Annotated in this window: 14 protein-coding genes; 6 read left to right on the top strand and 8 right to left on the bottom strand. The window is 72.4% G+C overall.

What is annotated here, in order from left to right; genetic code table 11:
• Positions 1–19 precede the first annotated feature (19 nt).
• Positions 20–607, bottom strand: coding sequence for a TetR/AcrR family transcriptional regulator (locus ABZ910_RS05180; protein WP_361359459.1), 588 nt, complete (start codon positions 605–607; stop codon positions 20–22).
• On the bottom strand, positions 604–2,118 hold the full coding sequence (locus ABZ910_RS05175; protein WP_361359457.1) for a 3-hydroxyacyl-CoA dehydrogenase: 1,515 nt from the start codon (positions 2,116–2,118) through the stop codon (positions 604–606). Before ABZ910_RS05175 ends, ABZ910_RS05180 begins: the two co-directional genes overlap by 4 nt.
• Positions 2,119–2,278: 160 nt before the next feature.
• Here ABZ910_RS05175 and paaN point away from each other — a divergent pair, with 160 nt between their 5' ends.
• On the top strand, positions 2,279–3,970 hold the full coding sequence (paaN, locus tag ABZ910_RS05170; protein WP_361359454.1) for a phenylacetic acid degradation protein PaaN: 1,692 nt from the start codon (positions 2,279–2,281) through the stop codon (positions 3,968–3,970).
• A gap of 10 nt (positions 3,971–3,980) precedes the next feature.
• On the opposite strand, the gene ABZ910_RS05165 is transcribed toward paaN, so the two are convergent.
• From ABZ910_RS05165 to ABZ910_RS05155, 3 genes are read right to left on the bottom strand one after another with little or no spacing between them, the layout of a single operon-like run.
• Positions 3,981–4,736 (bottom strand): TrmH family RNA methyltransferase, encoded by a 756-nt coding sequence (locus ABZ910_RS05165; protein ID WP_361359452.1) that lies wholly within the window; start codon positions 4,734–4,736, stop codon positions 3,981–3,983.
• A complete protein-coding gene (locus ABZ910_RS05160) occupies positions 4,733–5,941 on the bottom strand; it encodes an HTTM domain-containing protein (protein WP_361359449.1) in 1,209 nt (402 codons plus the stop codon). The genes ABZ910_RS05165 and ABZ910_RS05160 overlap by 4 nt, the downstream gene beginning before the upstream one ends.
• A complete protein-coding gene (locus tag ABZ910_RS05155; RefSeq protein ID WP_361359446.1) occupies positions 5,938–6,729 on the bottom strand; it encodes a DUF5819 family protein in 792 nt (263 codons plus the stop codon). Before ABZ910_RS05155 ends, ABZ910_RS05160 begins: the two co-directional genes overlap by 4 nt.
• A gap of 298 nt (positions 6,730–7,027) precedes the next feature.
• Between ABZ910_RS05155 and paaA the strand changes: the two genes are divergently transcribed.
• Genes paaA through ABZ910_RS05130 form a run of 5 tightly spaced genes read left to right on the top strand, consistent with a single transcriptional unit; the run spans position 7,028 to position 10,683 of the window.
• On the top strand, positions 7,028–8,080 hold the full coding sequence (gene paaA / locus ABZ910_RS05150) for a 1,2-phenylacetyl-CoA epoxidase subunit PaaA (protein ID WP_361359443.1): 1,053 nt from the start codon (positions 7,028–7,030) through the stop codon (positions 8,078–8,080).
• A complete protein-coding gene (paaB, locus tag ABZ910_RS05145; protein WP_361359440.1) occupies positions 8,077–8,364 on the top strand; it encodes a 1,2-phenylacetyl-CoA epoxidase subunit PaaB in 288 nt (95 codons plus the stop codon). The genes paaA and paaB overlap by 4 nt, the downstream gene beginning before the upstream one ends.
• On the top strand, positions 8,361–9,086 hold the full coding sequence (gene paaC / locus ABZ910_RS05140) for a 1,2-phenylacetyl-CoA epoxidase subunit PaaC (RefSeq protein ID WP_361359437.1): 726 nt from the start codon (positions 8,361–8,363) through the stop codon (positions 9,084–9,086). Before paaB ends, paaC begins: the two co-directional genes overlap by 4 nt.
• The gene (paaD, locus tag ABZ910_RS05135; RefSeq protein WP_361359434.1) at positions 9,080–9,610 is read left to right on the top strand and encodes a 1,2-phenylacetyl-CoA epoxidase subunit PaaD; all 531 of its coding nucleotides are present in this window, start codon (positions 9,080–9,082) and stop codon (positions 9,608–9,610) included. The genes paaC and paaD overlap by 7 nt, the downstream gene beginning before the upstream one ends.
• Positions 9,610–10,683: a 2Fe-2S iron-sulfur cluster-binding protein gene (locus tag ABZ910_RS05130; protein ID WP_361359431.1), complete on the top strand. Its 1,074-nt coding sequence runs from the start codon at positions 9,610–9,612 to the stop codon at positions 10,681–10,683. The genes paaD and ABZ910_RS05130 overlap by 1 nt, the downstream gene beginning before the upstream one ends.
• A 113-nt stretch (positions 10,684–10,796) precedes the next feature.
• Here the strand turns inward: ABZ910_RS05130 and ABZ910_RS05125 are convergent, their stop codons facing one another.
• From ABZ910_RS05125 to ABZ910_RS05115, 3 genes are all read right to left on the bottom strand, one after another.
• The gene (locus tag ABZ910_RS05125) at positions 10,797–11,126 is read right to left on the bottom strand and encodes a rhodanese-like domain-containing protein (protein ID WP_361359951.1); all 330 of its coding nucleotides are present in this window, start codon (positions 11,124–11,126) and stop codon (positions 10,797–10,799) included.
• A gap of 106 nt (positions 11,127–11,232) precedes the next feature.
• On the bottom strand, positions 11,233–12,045 hold the full coding sequence (locus ABZ910_RS05120) for a hypothetical protein (RefSeq protein WP_361359428.1): 813 nt from the start codon (positions 12,043–12,045) through the stop codon (positions 11,233–11,235).
• Between the two features lie 138 nt (positions 12,046–12,183).
• Positions 12,184–13,617, bottom strand: coding sequence for a DUF2252 domain-containing protein (locus tag ABZ910_RS05115; protein WP_361359948.1), 1,434 nt, complete (start codon positions 13,615–13,617; stop codon positions 12,184–12,186).
• Positions 13,618–13,845 lie beyond the last annotated feature (228 nt).

Genomic DNA, 13,845 nt, shown 5'->3' with positions numbered 1-13,845 from the left:
CGGTCCCGGTCGTTTCCGGTCAGTCGCGGCGCAGCCCCGAGAACGCCAGCCGCACCACCGCGTCCGCCACCTCACCCTCGCTCGCGCCGCGTCCGTCGGGCCGGTACCACTCCACGATCGAGTTGATCATCCCGAAGACGAGCCGGGTCACCAGCCGCACCTCCACGTCGCCGCGTACGTCCCCCTCGGCGGCCGCCGCCTTCAGCAGCTCGGCCACCCGGTGGTCGAAGTCGCGGCGCCGCTCCAAGGCCCAGCGCTCGGTGCCCGTGTTGCCGCGGACCCGCAACAACAGGGTCACATACGGCAGTTCGGATATGAGCACCTCGACCATGCGCCGCACGACGTACTCCAGGCGGTCCACGGCCCGCCCCACGCGCGCGTGCTCCTCGTCGAGGATGCCGAAGAGCCCGTCCAGCGCCCGGCTGACGGCACGGCGCAGCAACTCCTCCTTGCCGGCGACGTGATGGTAGATCGACGACTTGGAGATGCCGGCCGCCTTGGAGAGGTGCTCCATGGACGTGCCGTCGTAGCCCCGCTCGTTGAAGACCTGGACGGCTACGGAGAGCAGCGTCTCGGGGGTGTACGTGTCGCGCTTGGCGGTGGTCATGAGGTGCCCTCCCGCTTTTCGGTGGCGTACGCGTGGCGGTACAGCGCGAGGGACGGCGCGTAGCGGCCCGAGGGATCGCGCAGGTGCAGGTCGTCCAGGAGGTCGTAGGCCCAGCTGCGGCCGAGCTTGCGGCTCCATTCGAAGGGCCCGAGCGGGTAGTTGACGCCCAGGCGCATCGCGGTGTCGATGTCCTCCTCGGTGGCGACGCCCTTGGCGACGGCGTCGTGCGCCAGGTCGACGATCCGGGCGACCGTCCGCGCGACGATCATGCCGGGCACGTCGCCGATGACGCTGACGTCCTTGCCGAGCGCCTGGAAGAGGCCGATGGCCTCCCTGAGGGTCTGCGACGCGGTGTCCTGGGAGGCGGACAGGGCGATGCGGGTGGCCCTGCGGTAGTCGAGCGCGAGGTCGAAGTAGACGACGTCGCGGAACTCGACCGACGTCTGGCCGTCGGCGAGCGCCAGCTGGCCGCCGCCGGGCAGCACCAGGCGGGTGCCGTGGTCCTCATCCTCCCGGCGGACCTCGATGCCCGCCTCGCGGATCAGCCCGACCAGTTCGGCCGCCGGGCCGAGGTCGCCCTCGACGACGACGTACGCGGGCGCGGGCGCCTGTTCGGCGGTGTGCGGCTCGGGGCGCTCGGCCCCGTCGGCGTAGTCGTACCAGCCGTGCCCGGACTTGCGGCCCAGCCGGCCGGACTCGACGAGCCGGCGCTGGGCGAGGGAGGGCGTGAAGCGGACGTCCTGGAAGAAGGACTGCCACACCGAGTGCGTCACGGACTCGTTGACGTCCTGCCCGATGAGGTCGGTCAGCTCGAAGGCGCCCATCCGGAAGCCGCCGCACTCGCGCAGCACCGCGTCGATGGTGACCGGCTCGGCGGCCTGGGCCTCGTGGACGGCGAAGGCCTCGGCGTAGAACGGCCGGGCCATGCGGTTGACGATGAAGCCGGGGGTGTCCGCGCAGGCGACGGGCGTCTTCCCCCAGGCGCGGGCGGTCTCGTACACGCGCGTGGCCGAGGCGACGTCGGTGGCGAACCCGGAGACGACCTCGACCAGCGGCAGCAGCGGGGCCGGGTTGAAGAAGTGCAGGCCCACGAAGCGGGAGGCGTTGCGCAGGGCGCCCCCGATGGCCGTCACCGACAGGGACGAGGTGTTGGTGGCGAGCAGGCAGTCGTCGCCGACGACCTCCTCCAGCGCGCGGAAGAGCTCCTGTTTGACGTCCAGCCGCTCCAGGACGGCCTCGACGACCAGCGCGCAGTCGGCGAGCTCGGCGAGGCTCTCGACGGGCGTGAGGCGCGCCCGGGCCGCGTCCCGTTCCACGCCGGTGAGCCGGTCCTTCTCGACGAGCCGGTCGAGGCGGGCACCGATCGCCGCAGCCGCTTCCGAGGCGCGCCCGGGTACGGCGTCGCACAGCCGGACGGGATGGCCCGCGACCAGGGCGACCTGGGCGATGCCCTGGCCCATGGTGCCGGTGCCGACGACGGCCACGGGGCTGCTGAGGGCGAGTGCTGTCATGGGCGCGATCCTCCCGCACGGGGTTTTCCACAGATGCGGCGGACCCCCTTGTCCCGACCGATCGTTCGGTTACTCTAACTCTGACTGGCTGTTCCTGCCCATGTTTCTGCCCAGGTCATGAGCTCGACGAAGAGCGCATGAGATGAGGAGTTGGTCCGCCATGGCCGCCGAACTGACCACCCACGAGCTGATCGCCAAGCACCGGCCCACTCTCGACCAGGCGCTGGAGGCGATCCGCACGCGCGCGTACTGGTCCCCGCACCCCGAGCACCCGAAGGCGTACGGCGAGCACGGCAGCCTGGACGCGGCCGCGGGCAAGGCCGCCTTCGACGCCCTCCTGGGCACCCGCCTCGACCTCGGCCAGCCCGGCACGGACGACTGGGTGGGCGACGAAGTGTCGCCGTACGGGCTGGAGTTGGGCGTCACCTACCCGCACGCGGACATCGACACGCTGCTGCCCGCCATGAAGGCCGGACAGCGCGCGTGGCGGGACGCGGGCGCGGAGACGCGGGCCGTGGTCTGCCTGGAGATCCTCAAGCGCATCAGCGACCGGACGCACGAGTTCGCGCACGCCGTCATGCACACCAGCGGCCAGGCGTTCATGATGGCGTTCCAGGCCGGCGGCCCGCACGCGCAGGACCGGGGCCTGGAGGCGGTGGCGTACGCGTACGTGGAGCAGGTCCGCACCCCCGACACCGCGGAGTGGACCAAGCCCCAGGGCAAGCGCGAGCCGCTGGCGCTGACCAAGCAGTTCACGCCGGTTCCCCGCGGCATCGCGCTGGTCATCGGCTGCAACACCTTCCCGACCTGGAACGGCTACCCGGGCCTGTTCGCCTCCCTCGCCACCGGCAACGCGGTCCTGGTGAAGCCCCACCCGCGCGCGGTGCTGCCGCTCGCGCTCACCGTGCAGGTCGCGCGCGAGGTGCTGGCGGAGGTGGGCTTCGACCCGAACCTGGTGGCCCTGGCCGCCGAGCGGGACGGCGAGGGCATCGCCAAGACGCTCGCGACCCGCCCGGAGATCAGGATCATCGACTACACGGGCTCGACCGCGTTCGGCGACTGGCTGGAGGCACACGCCCGCCAGGCGCAGGTCTACACGGAGAAGGCCGGCGTCAACACGGTGCTGGTGGAGTCCACCGACGACTACAAGGGGATGCTCTCCAACCTGGCGTTCTCGCTGTCCCTGTACAGCGGCCAGATGTGCACCACCCCGCAGAACCTGCTGATCCCCCGCGACGGCATCCGCACCGACGAGGGCCCCAAGACCTTCGACGAGGTGATCACCGACCTCGCCCGCGCGGTCGACGGTCTCCTCGGCGACGACGCGCGCGCGAACGCCCTGCTCGGCGCGATCGTCAACCCGGACGTCAAGGCCCGCCTGCAGGCCGCCGCCGGACTGGGCGAAGTCGCGCTCGCCTCCCGCGAGATCACCAACCCGGACTTCCCCCGGGCGATCGTCCGCACCCCGGTCATCGTGAAGCTGGACGGCGCCAAGCCGGACGACGAGGCCGCCTACATGAGCGAGTGCTTCGGGCCGGTCTCCTTCGCCGTCGCGGTCGACTCGGCGGCCGACGCGGTGGAGCTGCTGCGTCGCACGGTCCGCGACAAGGGTGCGATGACCGTCGGCGCGTACACGACCGACGACGAGGTCGAGCAGGCGATCCAGGAGGCGTGCCTGGAGGAGGCCGCCCAGCTGTCGCTCAACCTCACCGGCGGGGTGTACGTCAACCAGACCGCCGCCTTCTCCGACTTCCACGGCTCGGGCGGCAACCCGGCGGCCAACGCGGCGCTCTGCGACGGCGCGTTCGTGGCGAACCGCTTCCGCGTGGTCGAGGTGCGCCGGGAGGCGTGAACCAAGAGGCCTAGGAAGCAGCGGGTGCGCCCCCGGTGGCGCTCCAGTGGTACAGCGTCATGGCCACACTGGTGGCGAGGTTGTAGCTGGAGACCTGGGGGCGCATCGGCAGCGCCACCAAGTGATCGGCACGCGCGCGCAGTTCGGCGGACAGCCCGCTGCGCTCCGAGCCGAAGGCCAGCACGGCGTCGTCCGGCAGCTTCATGCCGCGGATGTCCTCGCCCTCCGGGTCCAGGGCGAACAGCGGGCCGGACGGCAGCTCGTCGACGGACAGCCGCTCCACGGCGGTCGCGAAGTGCAGGCCCGCCCCGCCGCGCACGACGGTGGGATGCCAGGGGTCGAGCGTGCCGGTGGTGACGACCCCGGTCGCCCCGAAGCCGGCGGCCAGCCGGATCACGGCTCCCGCGTTGCCGAGGTTGCGCGGATGGTCCAGGACCACGACCGGCGCGGTGCGCGGCGTGTGGCCCAGCCTCTCCAGGTTGGCCTCGCGCAGGGGACGTACCGCCAGGGCGGCCACGGCGGTGGGATGGGGGCGCGGCACGAGGGAGGCGTACACCGGCTCCGGCACCTCGGCCAGGAGCGCGTCCAGCGCGTCGCGCACGTCCGGGGCCAGCTCCTCGGCGAGGGCGAGCGCCGCCCGGCGGTCCGTGGTGACCGCCACCGGCACCTCGGCCCCGAAGCGCAGCGCGTGCTTGAGCGCGTGGAAGCCGTCGAGCAGCACGGCGGAGCCGGCGCGCTGTCGCCAGAGGGGCACGGGGTCGGTCATGCCGGGAAGCCTACGCGGGCGCGCTCGCCGTCCTCCGGGGAGCGGGGCTGCGGCAGTGTACGGCGACCGGGCACCGGCAGCCGCTCACGCACGCGTGCCACCCAGAGGCCGAGCCGGCGCAGGAACGACGTCGGCAGGAACACCGCGTCCGCCGCGATCATCGCCAGCGAGAAGAACGGCAGCCCCAGCACGACCGCGATCACGGCGTGCTCGGTCATCATCGCGGCCAGCAGGACGTTCTTGACCCGCCGGTTGAACAGCGTGAACGGGAAGGCGACCTGGACCATGACCGTCCCGTACGTCATCAGCATGACCAGGGTGCCGCTGGAGGACAGCAGGTCGGCGAGCGCGGGCCAGGGCGAGAAGGAGTCGAGGTGGAGCGGGTAGTAGACCGCGGTGCCGTCCTGCCAGCGCGAGCCCTGGATCTTGTACCAGCCGGCCGTCGCGTAGATCAGGCACGCCTCGGCCGTGATCACGAGCAGGGCGCCGTTGTGGACGACGTTGGCGACGACGTCCAGCAGGATCCGTGGCTCGCCGGAGCGCGCCCGGTGTCCGACCACCCACCACAGTCCCAGCGCTGCCCACACCGTCCACAGGAGCACGGGCACCAGCCGCCCGTCGCCGAGCCGGCCCATCAGGGTCACGGCACCCAGCGCCGCCCCGAACACCGCCCACAGCACCGGTCCGACGCGGTCGGCGACCCGCACTCCACGCGCGCGTGCCGCCTCGGCGAGCGCCGCCCGCCGCGCGTCCAGGGACCACACCTGGCCGCAGCGCGTGAACACCAGGTAGATGCACATCAGGTGCAGGACGTTGTCGCCGCCGTCGCCCATGAAGACACTGCGGTTCTGCAGGGACAGCACGCCGATCATGAACAGCACGGACGACGTGCGGGTACGCCAGCCCAGCAGCAGCAGGACGCTCGAGACGAGAGCCAGCGCGTAGAGCGTCTCGAACCAGACCTGTCCGTCGAACCACAGCAGGGCCGTGAACGCGCCGTTGTCCGCGGTCAGCTGCCCTGCAAGCTCGCGGCTCCAGGGGCCGTCAGGGCCGTAGAGCTCCTGGCGGTGGGGGAACTCGCGCAGCAGGAAGAGCAGCCACGTCCCGGCGAAGCCGATGCGGACCACGGCGGTCTGGTACGGGGCGAGCGCCGATTCGGTGACGCGGGCGATGCCGCGGGAGAGGGTCAGGGCGAGGCGGTTCACCGTACGCCCCCCGACGCCTCGTCCGGCGTGACCGTCCACCAGGGCAGCATGCGGTAGGTCGGCTTGCCGGAGACCCGCTCGTGGCTCCACTCGGGGGGCGGCACGTTGGTGGTCTGCGAGCGGACCTGGACCCTCTGCATGACGCCGTCCCGGCTCATTCCGTCCTCTCGCAGGCGCATCACCACGATCCGCCGCATGTACTGCTCCGAGAGCGCGCCGCGCAGCCCCACGGGCCGGTTGTCACCGCCGTGCGTGGCGACGAGGAACTCCCAGGCCCGGCGCAGCTCGTTCTGCCGGGTGTGGCTGGGCAGCAGGCTGCCGTCGACGGCCTCGCCGTCCAGGGCGGACAGGTCGGTCCAGCCGGTGGTCTCGGCGCCGCCGCCGGTGGTCCGGAGCTGCGCGCGGACCTGCACCGAGATGTTCTGCTGCAGCGGATTGGGCGCGAACAGCCGCCAGTTCTGCTCGAACTCCGGGTAGACCCAGTCCTCGATCGCCTTGCCGTGCTGCTTGGTCACCGTGTTCGGCGGCGCCACGCTCAGGAACACCATCCCCAGGTGCACACAGACGGCGACCGCGACGCCCGCGAGCGCCAGGGCCGCCCCGGCCTGATACCGGAAGGACAGCGCGGCGATGCCCGAACGGGCGGCGGTCGCTTCCGGAGGACGGGCCCCCTCCGGCTCGTCCGGACCCGGCGGGACGTGAGGTGCGTGGGTGGCCTGCGAAACATGCGATGTGGGTGCGGCCTGTGGGACATGTGGTGCGTTCGAGTCTTTGTCGTACGCGTCCATTCCGCCCCGTTTCCGTTCCCGGTCTCGACCCCGCCTCGTCTTGCGGCGGCCCCGCCACCGGGCGCCTGCATGGCCGGCGAGCACCGTGTCTCGGCGCTCCCACGGAACGGTACTCAGCCCCGCCCGACGGGCGCAGCCCCGGGGGGGGAAGCGCGAGGCGCGCCCGTTGTCCACAGGCTGCCGCGACGGTTGTCCACAGCGGTTGACACCTCACGGCGGCTCACCCACCATTGAATCGCACGGACCGAACGATCGGTCGGCTCCGTGTCCCGACAGAGCCCGAGGTCAGGGGGACCGGATGGCCACAGCAGCCGCGCACCGCACGGTCGGCACGGAGGCGTACGACGCCCAGGACACCGCCGTCATTGCGGCGTACGAGACCGCCTTCGACGCCGCCGTGGCCGCGGACGAGCGCATCGAGCCCCGCGACTGGATGCCCGACTCCTATCGCGCGACGCTGGTCCGGCAGATCGCCCAGCACGCCCACTCCGAGATCATCGGCATGCAGCCGGAGGCGAACTGGATCACGCGCGCGCCCTCGCTGCGCCGCAAGGCCATCCTCATGGCCAAGGTCCAGGACGAGGCGGGCCACGGCCTCTATCTGTACAGCGCCGCCGAAACCCTCGGCACCGGCCGCGACGAGCTGCTCGACAAGCTGCACAGCGGCCGCCAGAAGTACTCCTCGATCTTCAACTACCCCACGCTGACCTGGGCGGACGTCGGCGCGATCGGCTGGCTCGTGGACGGCGCCGCGATCACCAACCAGGTGCCCCTGTGCCGCTGCTCCTACGGGCCGTACGCGCGCGCGATGGTCCGCATCTGCAAGGAGGAGTCCTTCCACCAGCGCCAGGGGTACGAGCTGCTGCTGGCCCTGAGCCGCGGCACGCCGGAGCAGCACGCCATGGCGCAGGACGCGGTGAACCGCTGGTGGTGGCCGTCCCTGATGATGTTCGGCCCGCCCGACGACGCCTCCCAGCACTCGGCGCAGTCGATGGCCTGGAAGATCAAGCGCCACTCGAACGACGAGCTGCGCCAGCGCTTCGTGGACATCTGCGTCCCCCAGGCGGAGTCCCTCGGCCTCTCCCTCCCCGACCCGGACCTGCGCTGGAACGAGGAGCGCGGGCACTACGACTTCGGCGCGATCGACTGGACGGAGTTCTGGGAGGTCCTCAAGGGCAGCGGCCCGTGCAACGAACAGCGCATCACCCAGCGCCGCCGGGCACACGACGAGGGCGCATGGGTTCGGGAAGCGGCCGCGGCGTACGCGGCCAAGCACACCAGCGGGACAGGCACCGCCGGGACAGGCACCGCCGGGACAGGCTCCGGTGGCGAAGGAGGCGCGCAGGCATGACGAACACCGACTGGCCCCTGTGGGAGGTCTTCGTGCGCTCCCGACGCGGCCTCTCCCACACCCACGCCGGCAGCCTGCACGCCCCGGACGCGGAGCTCGCCCTGCGCAACGCCCGCGACCTGTACACCCGGCGCGGCGAGGGCGTCTCGATCTGGGTCGTCCCCGCGTCCTCGATCACCGCGTCGTCGCCCGACGAGAAGGACCCCTTCTTCGAGCCGGCCGCCGACAAGCCCTACCGCCACCCGACCTTCTACGACATCCCGGAGGGGGTGAAGCACCTGTGACCGCGGCCGTTCCCACCACCACCGCCGCCGCGCTCGCCCTCGGCGACGACGCCCTGGTGCTCTCCCACCGGCTGGGGGAGTGGGCGGGCCACGCCCCCGTCCTGGAGGAGGAGGTCGCGCTCGCCAACATCGCGCTGGACCTGCTCGGCCAGGCCCGGGTGCTGCTGTCGATGGTGGGCGACGAGGACGAGCTGGCCTACCTGCGCGAGGAGCGGGCCTTCCGCAACCTCCAGCTGGTCGAGCAGCCCAACGGCGACTTCGCGCACACGATCGCCCGCCAGCTGTACTTCTCCACCTATCAGCAGCTGCTGTACACGGAACTGGCGGCAGAAGACGGCCCGTTCGCCCCGCTCGCCGCGAAGGCCGTCAAGGAAGTGGCCTACCACCGCGACCACGCCGAGCAGTGGACGCTGCGGCTCGGCGACGGCACGGACGTCAGCCACGACCGGATGGCGTCGGCCTGCGCGGATCTGTGGCGCTTCACCGGCGAGATGTTCCAGCCGGTGGAGGGCCTGGACATCGACTGGGCGGCCCTGGAGGCGGCCTGGCTGGAGTCGGTCGGGGACGTGCTGGTGCGGGCCACGCTGACGGTTCCCGAGGGGCCGCGGACCGGGGCCTGGTCGGCGGGCGCCGGCCGACAGGGGCTGCACACCGAGCCGTTCGGCCGGATGCTCGCCGAGATGCAGCATCTGCACCGCAGCCACCCGGGGGCGTCATGGTGACGACGATCACGCCGCTGGAGGCGGAGCTCCTGGAGCTGGCCGGTTCGGTGCCCGACCCCGAACTGCCCGTGCTCACGCTGGAGGAGCTCGGTGTGCTGCGCGCGGTGCACGTGCGGGGCACGGACGCGGTCGAGGTCGAGCTGACCCCGACCTACACCGGCTGCCCGGCCGTCGAGGCGATGTCCCTGGACATAGAGCGGGTGCTGCGCGAGCACGGCATGCGCGAGGTGACCGTGCGCACGGTGCTCACGCCCGCCTGGTCGACCGACGACATCACGGACGAAGGGCGGCGCAAGTTGCGGGAGTTCGGCATCGCTCCCCCGCGCACTCAGCGGGATTCCGGACCGGTTCCACTCGCGCTGGGCGCGACGCGGACGCTCACCGGCGCACCCGACCCGGTCCGCTGCCCGCACTGCGGCTCGGCCGACACCGAAATGCTCAGCCGGTTCTCCTCCACCGCGTGCAAGGCGCTGCGACGCTGCCTCGCCTGCCGCGAACCCTTCGACCACTTCAAGGAGTTGTGATGGCCCGCTTCCACCCGCTCCCCGTGGCCGCGGTCGACCGGCTCACCGACGACTCCGTCGCCCTCACCTTCGCCGTCCCCCCGGAGCTGCGCGAGGAGTACCGGCACGCACCCGGCCAGCACCTCGCCCTGCGACGCAAGGCCGACGGGGCGAACGGCACGGAGATACGGCGGACTTACTCGATCTGCTCACCGGCGCCCGCGCCCGGCGACGACGGCCCGCGCACCCTGCGGGTCGGCGTGCGCCTCGTCGAGGGCGGCGCCTTCTCGACGTACGCGCTGAAGGAGGTCGGCGTCGGCGACGAGGTGGAGGTGATGACTCCCGCCGGGCGCTTCACCCTCGACCCCGCACCCGGGGTGTACGCGGCGATCGTCGGCGGCAGCGGCATCACCCCGGTGCTGTCGATCGTCTCGACCCTGCTGGCGCGCGAACCCGAGGCCCGGTTCTGCCTGATACGCAGCGACCGTACGGCCGCCTCGACGATGTTCCTGGAGGAGGTCGCCGATCTGAAGGACCGCTACCCCGAGCGGCTTCAGCTGGTGACCGTGCTCTCCCGGGAGGAGCAGCAGGCAGGCCTGCCGTCCGGGCGGCTGGACCGGGAGCGGCTGACGGAGCTGCTGCCCGCGCTGCTGCCGGTGGACGGTGTGGCGGGATGGTTCCTGTGCGGCCCGTTCGGGCTGGTGCAGGGCGCGGAACGGGCGCTGCGGGGCCTCGGCGTGGACCGGTCCCGGATCCACGAGGAGATCTTCCACGTGGACGCCGGAGCGGTTCCGGCGACGGCCACCACGGCCCCCGCGCACAGCACCGTGACCGCCCGGCTCGACGGCCGCGGCGGGACCTGGCCCGTCCAGGACGGGGAGTCGCTGCTGGAGACGGTCCTGCGCAACCGGCCCGACGCGCCCTACGCCTGCAAGGGCGGCGTGTGCGGGACGTGCCGGGCCTTCCTGGTCTCGGGCGAGGTGCGCATGGACCGCAACTTCGCGCTGGAGGCGGAGGAGACCGAGGCGGGATACGTACTGGCCTGCCAGTCGCATCCGGTGACCGAAAAGGTGGAGCTGGACTTCGACCGCTGACGCCGCCTTCATCGGCGCGGCGGTGGACACACCAACGCTCCGGCCCTGCGAGGCCGCAGGCTCACTGCGGCCTCGTCGCGCGTCCTGCGGGCCTTGCCGGGCTCACCGCGGGATCAGAGGACGTGGCCCGGCTGTCCCTCGTCGGTGACGACGGGGCGGCCCGCGGCCTGCCAGACCTGCATGCCGCCGTCGACGTTCACGGCGTCGATGCCCTGCTGGACCAGGTACATCGTGACCTGGGCCGAGCGGCCGCCGGAGCGGCAGATCACATGCACCCGGGCATCCTGCGGGGCGGCCTCGGTCAGCTCGCCGTACCGGGCCACGAAGTCACTGATGGGGATGTGCAGCGCCTGCGCGGCGTGACCGGCCTGCCACTCGTCGTCCTCGCGGACGTCCAGCAGGAAGTCGCCGTCCTTGAGGTCCGCGACCTCGACCGTGGGCACACCAGCTCCGAAACTCATGAGTCCGACGCTACCCGACCGCGGGCCGGAGGCCACCACCGAAACCGCCCCCGGCCGGTGCCACGACCGGCCCGCAGCCGGCCTCCGGCTAGCCGTGGCCCAGCAGTTCTGCCAGTTCCGTCTCGCGCCCGAGCACATCGGCCCGGAGCCGCTCGGCGATCTCGTCCAGGAGGCTGTCGGGGTCGTCGGGGGCCATGCGGATCATCGATGCGATCGCGCTCTCCTCCAGTTCCCGGGCGACCATGTTGAGGAGTTCCTTGCGCTGGGACAGCCACTCGAGGCGGGCGTAGAGCTCCTCGCTGTGGCTCGGGGGCCGCTCGGCGAGCACCGGGCCCGCGGCCCACTCCTCGGCCAGCTCCCGCAGCTCCGCCGCATCGCCCCGGGCGTAGGCGGCGTTGACGCGGGTGATGAAGTCCTCGCGCCGCTGCCGCTCGTTCTCCTGCTGGGCCAGGTCGGGGTGCGCCTTGCGGGCCAGCTCGCGGTAGAGCCTGCGCGCCTCCTCGCTCGGGCGCACGCGCTGCGGGGGCCGCACCGGCTGGTCCGTGAGCATCGCGGTGGCCTCCGGGAACAGGCCGTAGCCGTCCATCCAGCCGTGGAGCAGTTCCTCCACGCCGGGGATCGGCATGACCCGGGCGCGCGCCTCCTGAGCGGCGCGAATGTCCTCGGGATCTCCGCTGCGCGCGGCACGGGCCTCGGCGATCTGCGCCTCAAGCTCCTCGAGCCGGGCGTACATCGGGCCGAGCTTCTGCTCGTGCAGCCGCGAGAAGTTCTCCACCTCGACGCGGAAGGTCTCCACCGCGATCTCGTACTCGATCAGCGCCTGCTCGGCGGCCCGCACGGCCCGCTCCAGCCGCTCCTCGGGCCGGGGCGCCTGGGCCTGCTCAGCTTCGGGGGTCGTCACCCGCCCAGCGTAGGCCACGGCCGCGTCGGCCGGCCCGGCCCGTTCGTACGGGTTCCCGGCCTCCGCACAGTCTCCGCACGGCCCGTCCGTCCTCACCGTGCCATCCGCCGGCCCGCGTGGGCCGTCCCACCTGGGCCGTCACACGCCCATCTCCGCCGCGATCCGGCCCGACCGCACCGCCGCCACCAGTTCGGCGTGGTCCGCCTCCGTGCAGTCGGCGTAGGTGACCGCGAACGCGGCTATCGCCTCGTCCAGTTCCTCGTTCTTGCCGCAGTACCCGGCGATCAGACGCGGGTCGGCGCTGTGGGAGTGGGCGCGGGCCAGCAGGGCGCCGGTCATCCGGCCGTAGTCGTCGACCTGGTCGGCGGCGAGGGCGGCGGGGTCGACGCTGCCCTTGCGGTTGCGGAACTGCCGTACCTGGAAGGGGCGGCCGTCGACCGTCGTCCACCCCAGCAGGATGTCGCTGACCACCTGCATGCGCTTCTGGCCCAGGACCACGCGCCGGCCCTCGTGATCGACGGGCGGGGCGTCGAAACCGGCCGTCGACAGGTGCGGGAGCAGCGCCGAGGGGCGGGCCTCCTTGACCTGGAGGACCAGGGGCTCGCCGCGATGGTCCAGGAGCAGCACGACATAGGACCGCGTGCCCACGCTGCCGGTGCCGACCACGCGGAACGCCACGTCGTGCACTGCGTGCCGGGCGAGCAGCGGGAGGCGGTCCTCGGACAGGGTCGTGACGTACTGCTCCAGGGACGTCGCGACCGCCGCCGCCTCCGCATCCGGGACGCGGCGCAGCACCGGCCGGGCGTCAACGAAGCGGCGGCCGCCGTCTTCGGCGATCTCGGTCGACTTGGCCGCGAACCGCCCGCTGGTGTTGGCGCGGGCCTTCTCCGAGACGCGCTCCAGGGTGCCGAGCAGGTCGTGGGCGTCGGTGTGGGAGACGAGTTCCTCGTCCGCGATGGCGTTCCAGGCGTCCAGCACCGGCAGTTTGGCGAGCAGGCGCATCGTGCGCCGGTACGCCCCCACCGCGTCGCGCGCGGCGGCGCGACAGGCGTCCTCTTCGGCCCCCGCCTCCCGGCCGGCCAGCACCAGCGAGGCGGCAAGGCGCTTGAGGTCCCACTCCCAGGGACCGTGCACGGTCTCGTCGAAGTCGTTCAGGTCGATGACCAGGCCGCCGCGGGCGTCGCCGTACAGGCCGAAGTTGGCCGCGTGCGCGTCGCCGCAGAGCTGGGTGCCGATCCTGGTCATGGGGGTGCGTGCCAGGTCGTACGCCATGAGACCGGCCGAGCCGCGCAGGAAGGCGAAGGGCGTCGCCGCCATCCTGCCCACCCGTATCGGGGTGAGCGCGGGTATGCGGCCGTGGTTCGACTCCTCCACCGCGCTCACCGCGTCCGGCCGGGAGGCGTCCAGGTCGAAGGCGCTGTGCGTGCGGCGCGGGACGCTCTCCCGCAGCGCCTTGCCCTCCTCCTTGGGCGACCCCTGAGCCGGCCACCGGGCGAACCCGCGCACCGGAGGCAGCCTGCGCGCCGTCGCGTCCGATGTCCGGGCCGCCGCCCTCGCGGCCGTCTCCACCACTCCCGCACCGGCCTCGGTCACCAGGACCGCCTCCCCCGCACCCGTACCCGCACGAACATCAACTCGTGCCGACCGTACAGGCGATGACCGAAGCGCGTCAGACCCTGTGGACAACTCCGCGCCTGTGGAAACCGCAGCGCTCAGACCATCGCCAACTGCCGTTCCGTCGCCCCCTGTACACGCGCCGCTCGGTGATATACCTCACGCGCCGGTCCCCCGTCGCCCATT

The sequence above is a fragment of the Streptomyces sp. NPDC046805 genome (assembly GCF_040645355.1).
In the GTDB taxonomy this organism is placed as follows: Bacteria; Actinomycetota; Actinomycetes; order Streptomycetales; family Streptomycetaceae; genus Streptomyces.
This window is presented reverse-complemented; position numbering and strand designations above follow the sequence as displayed.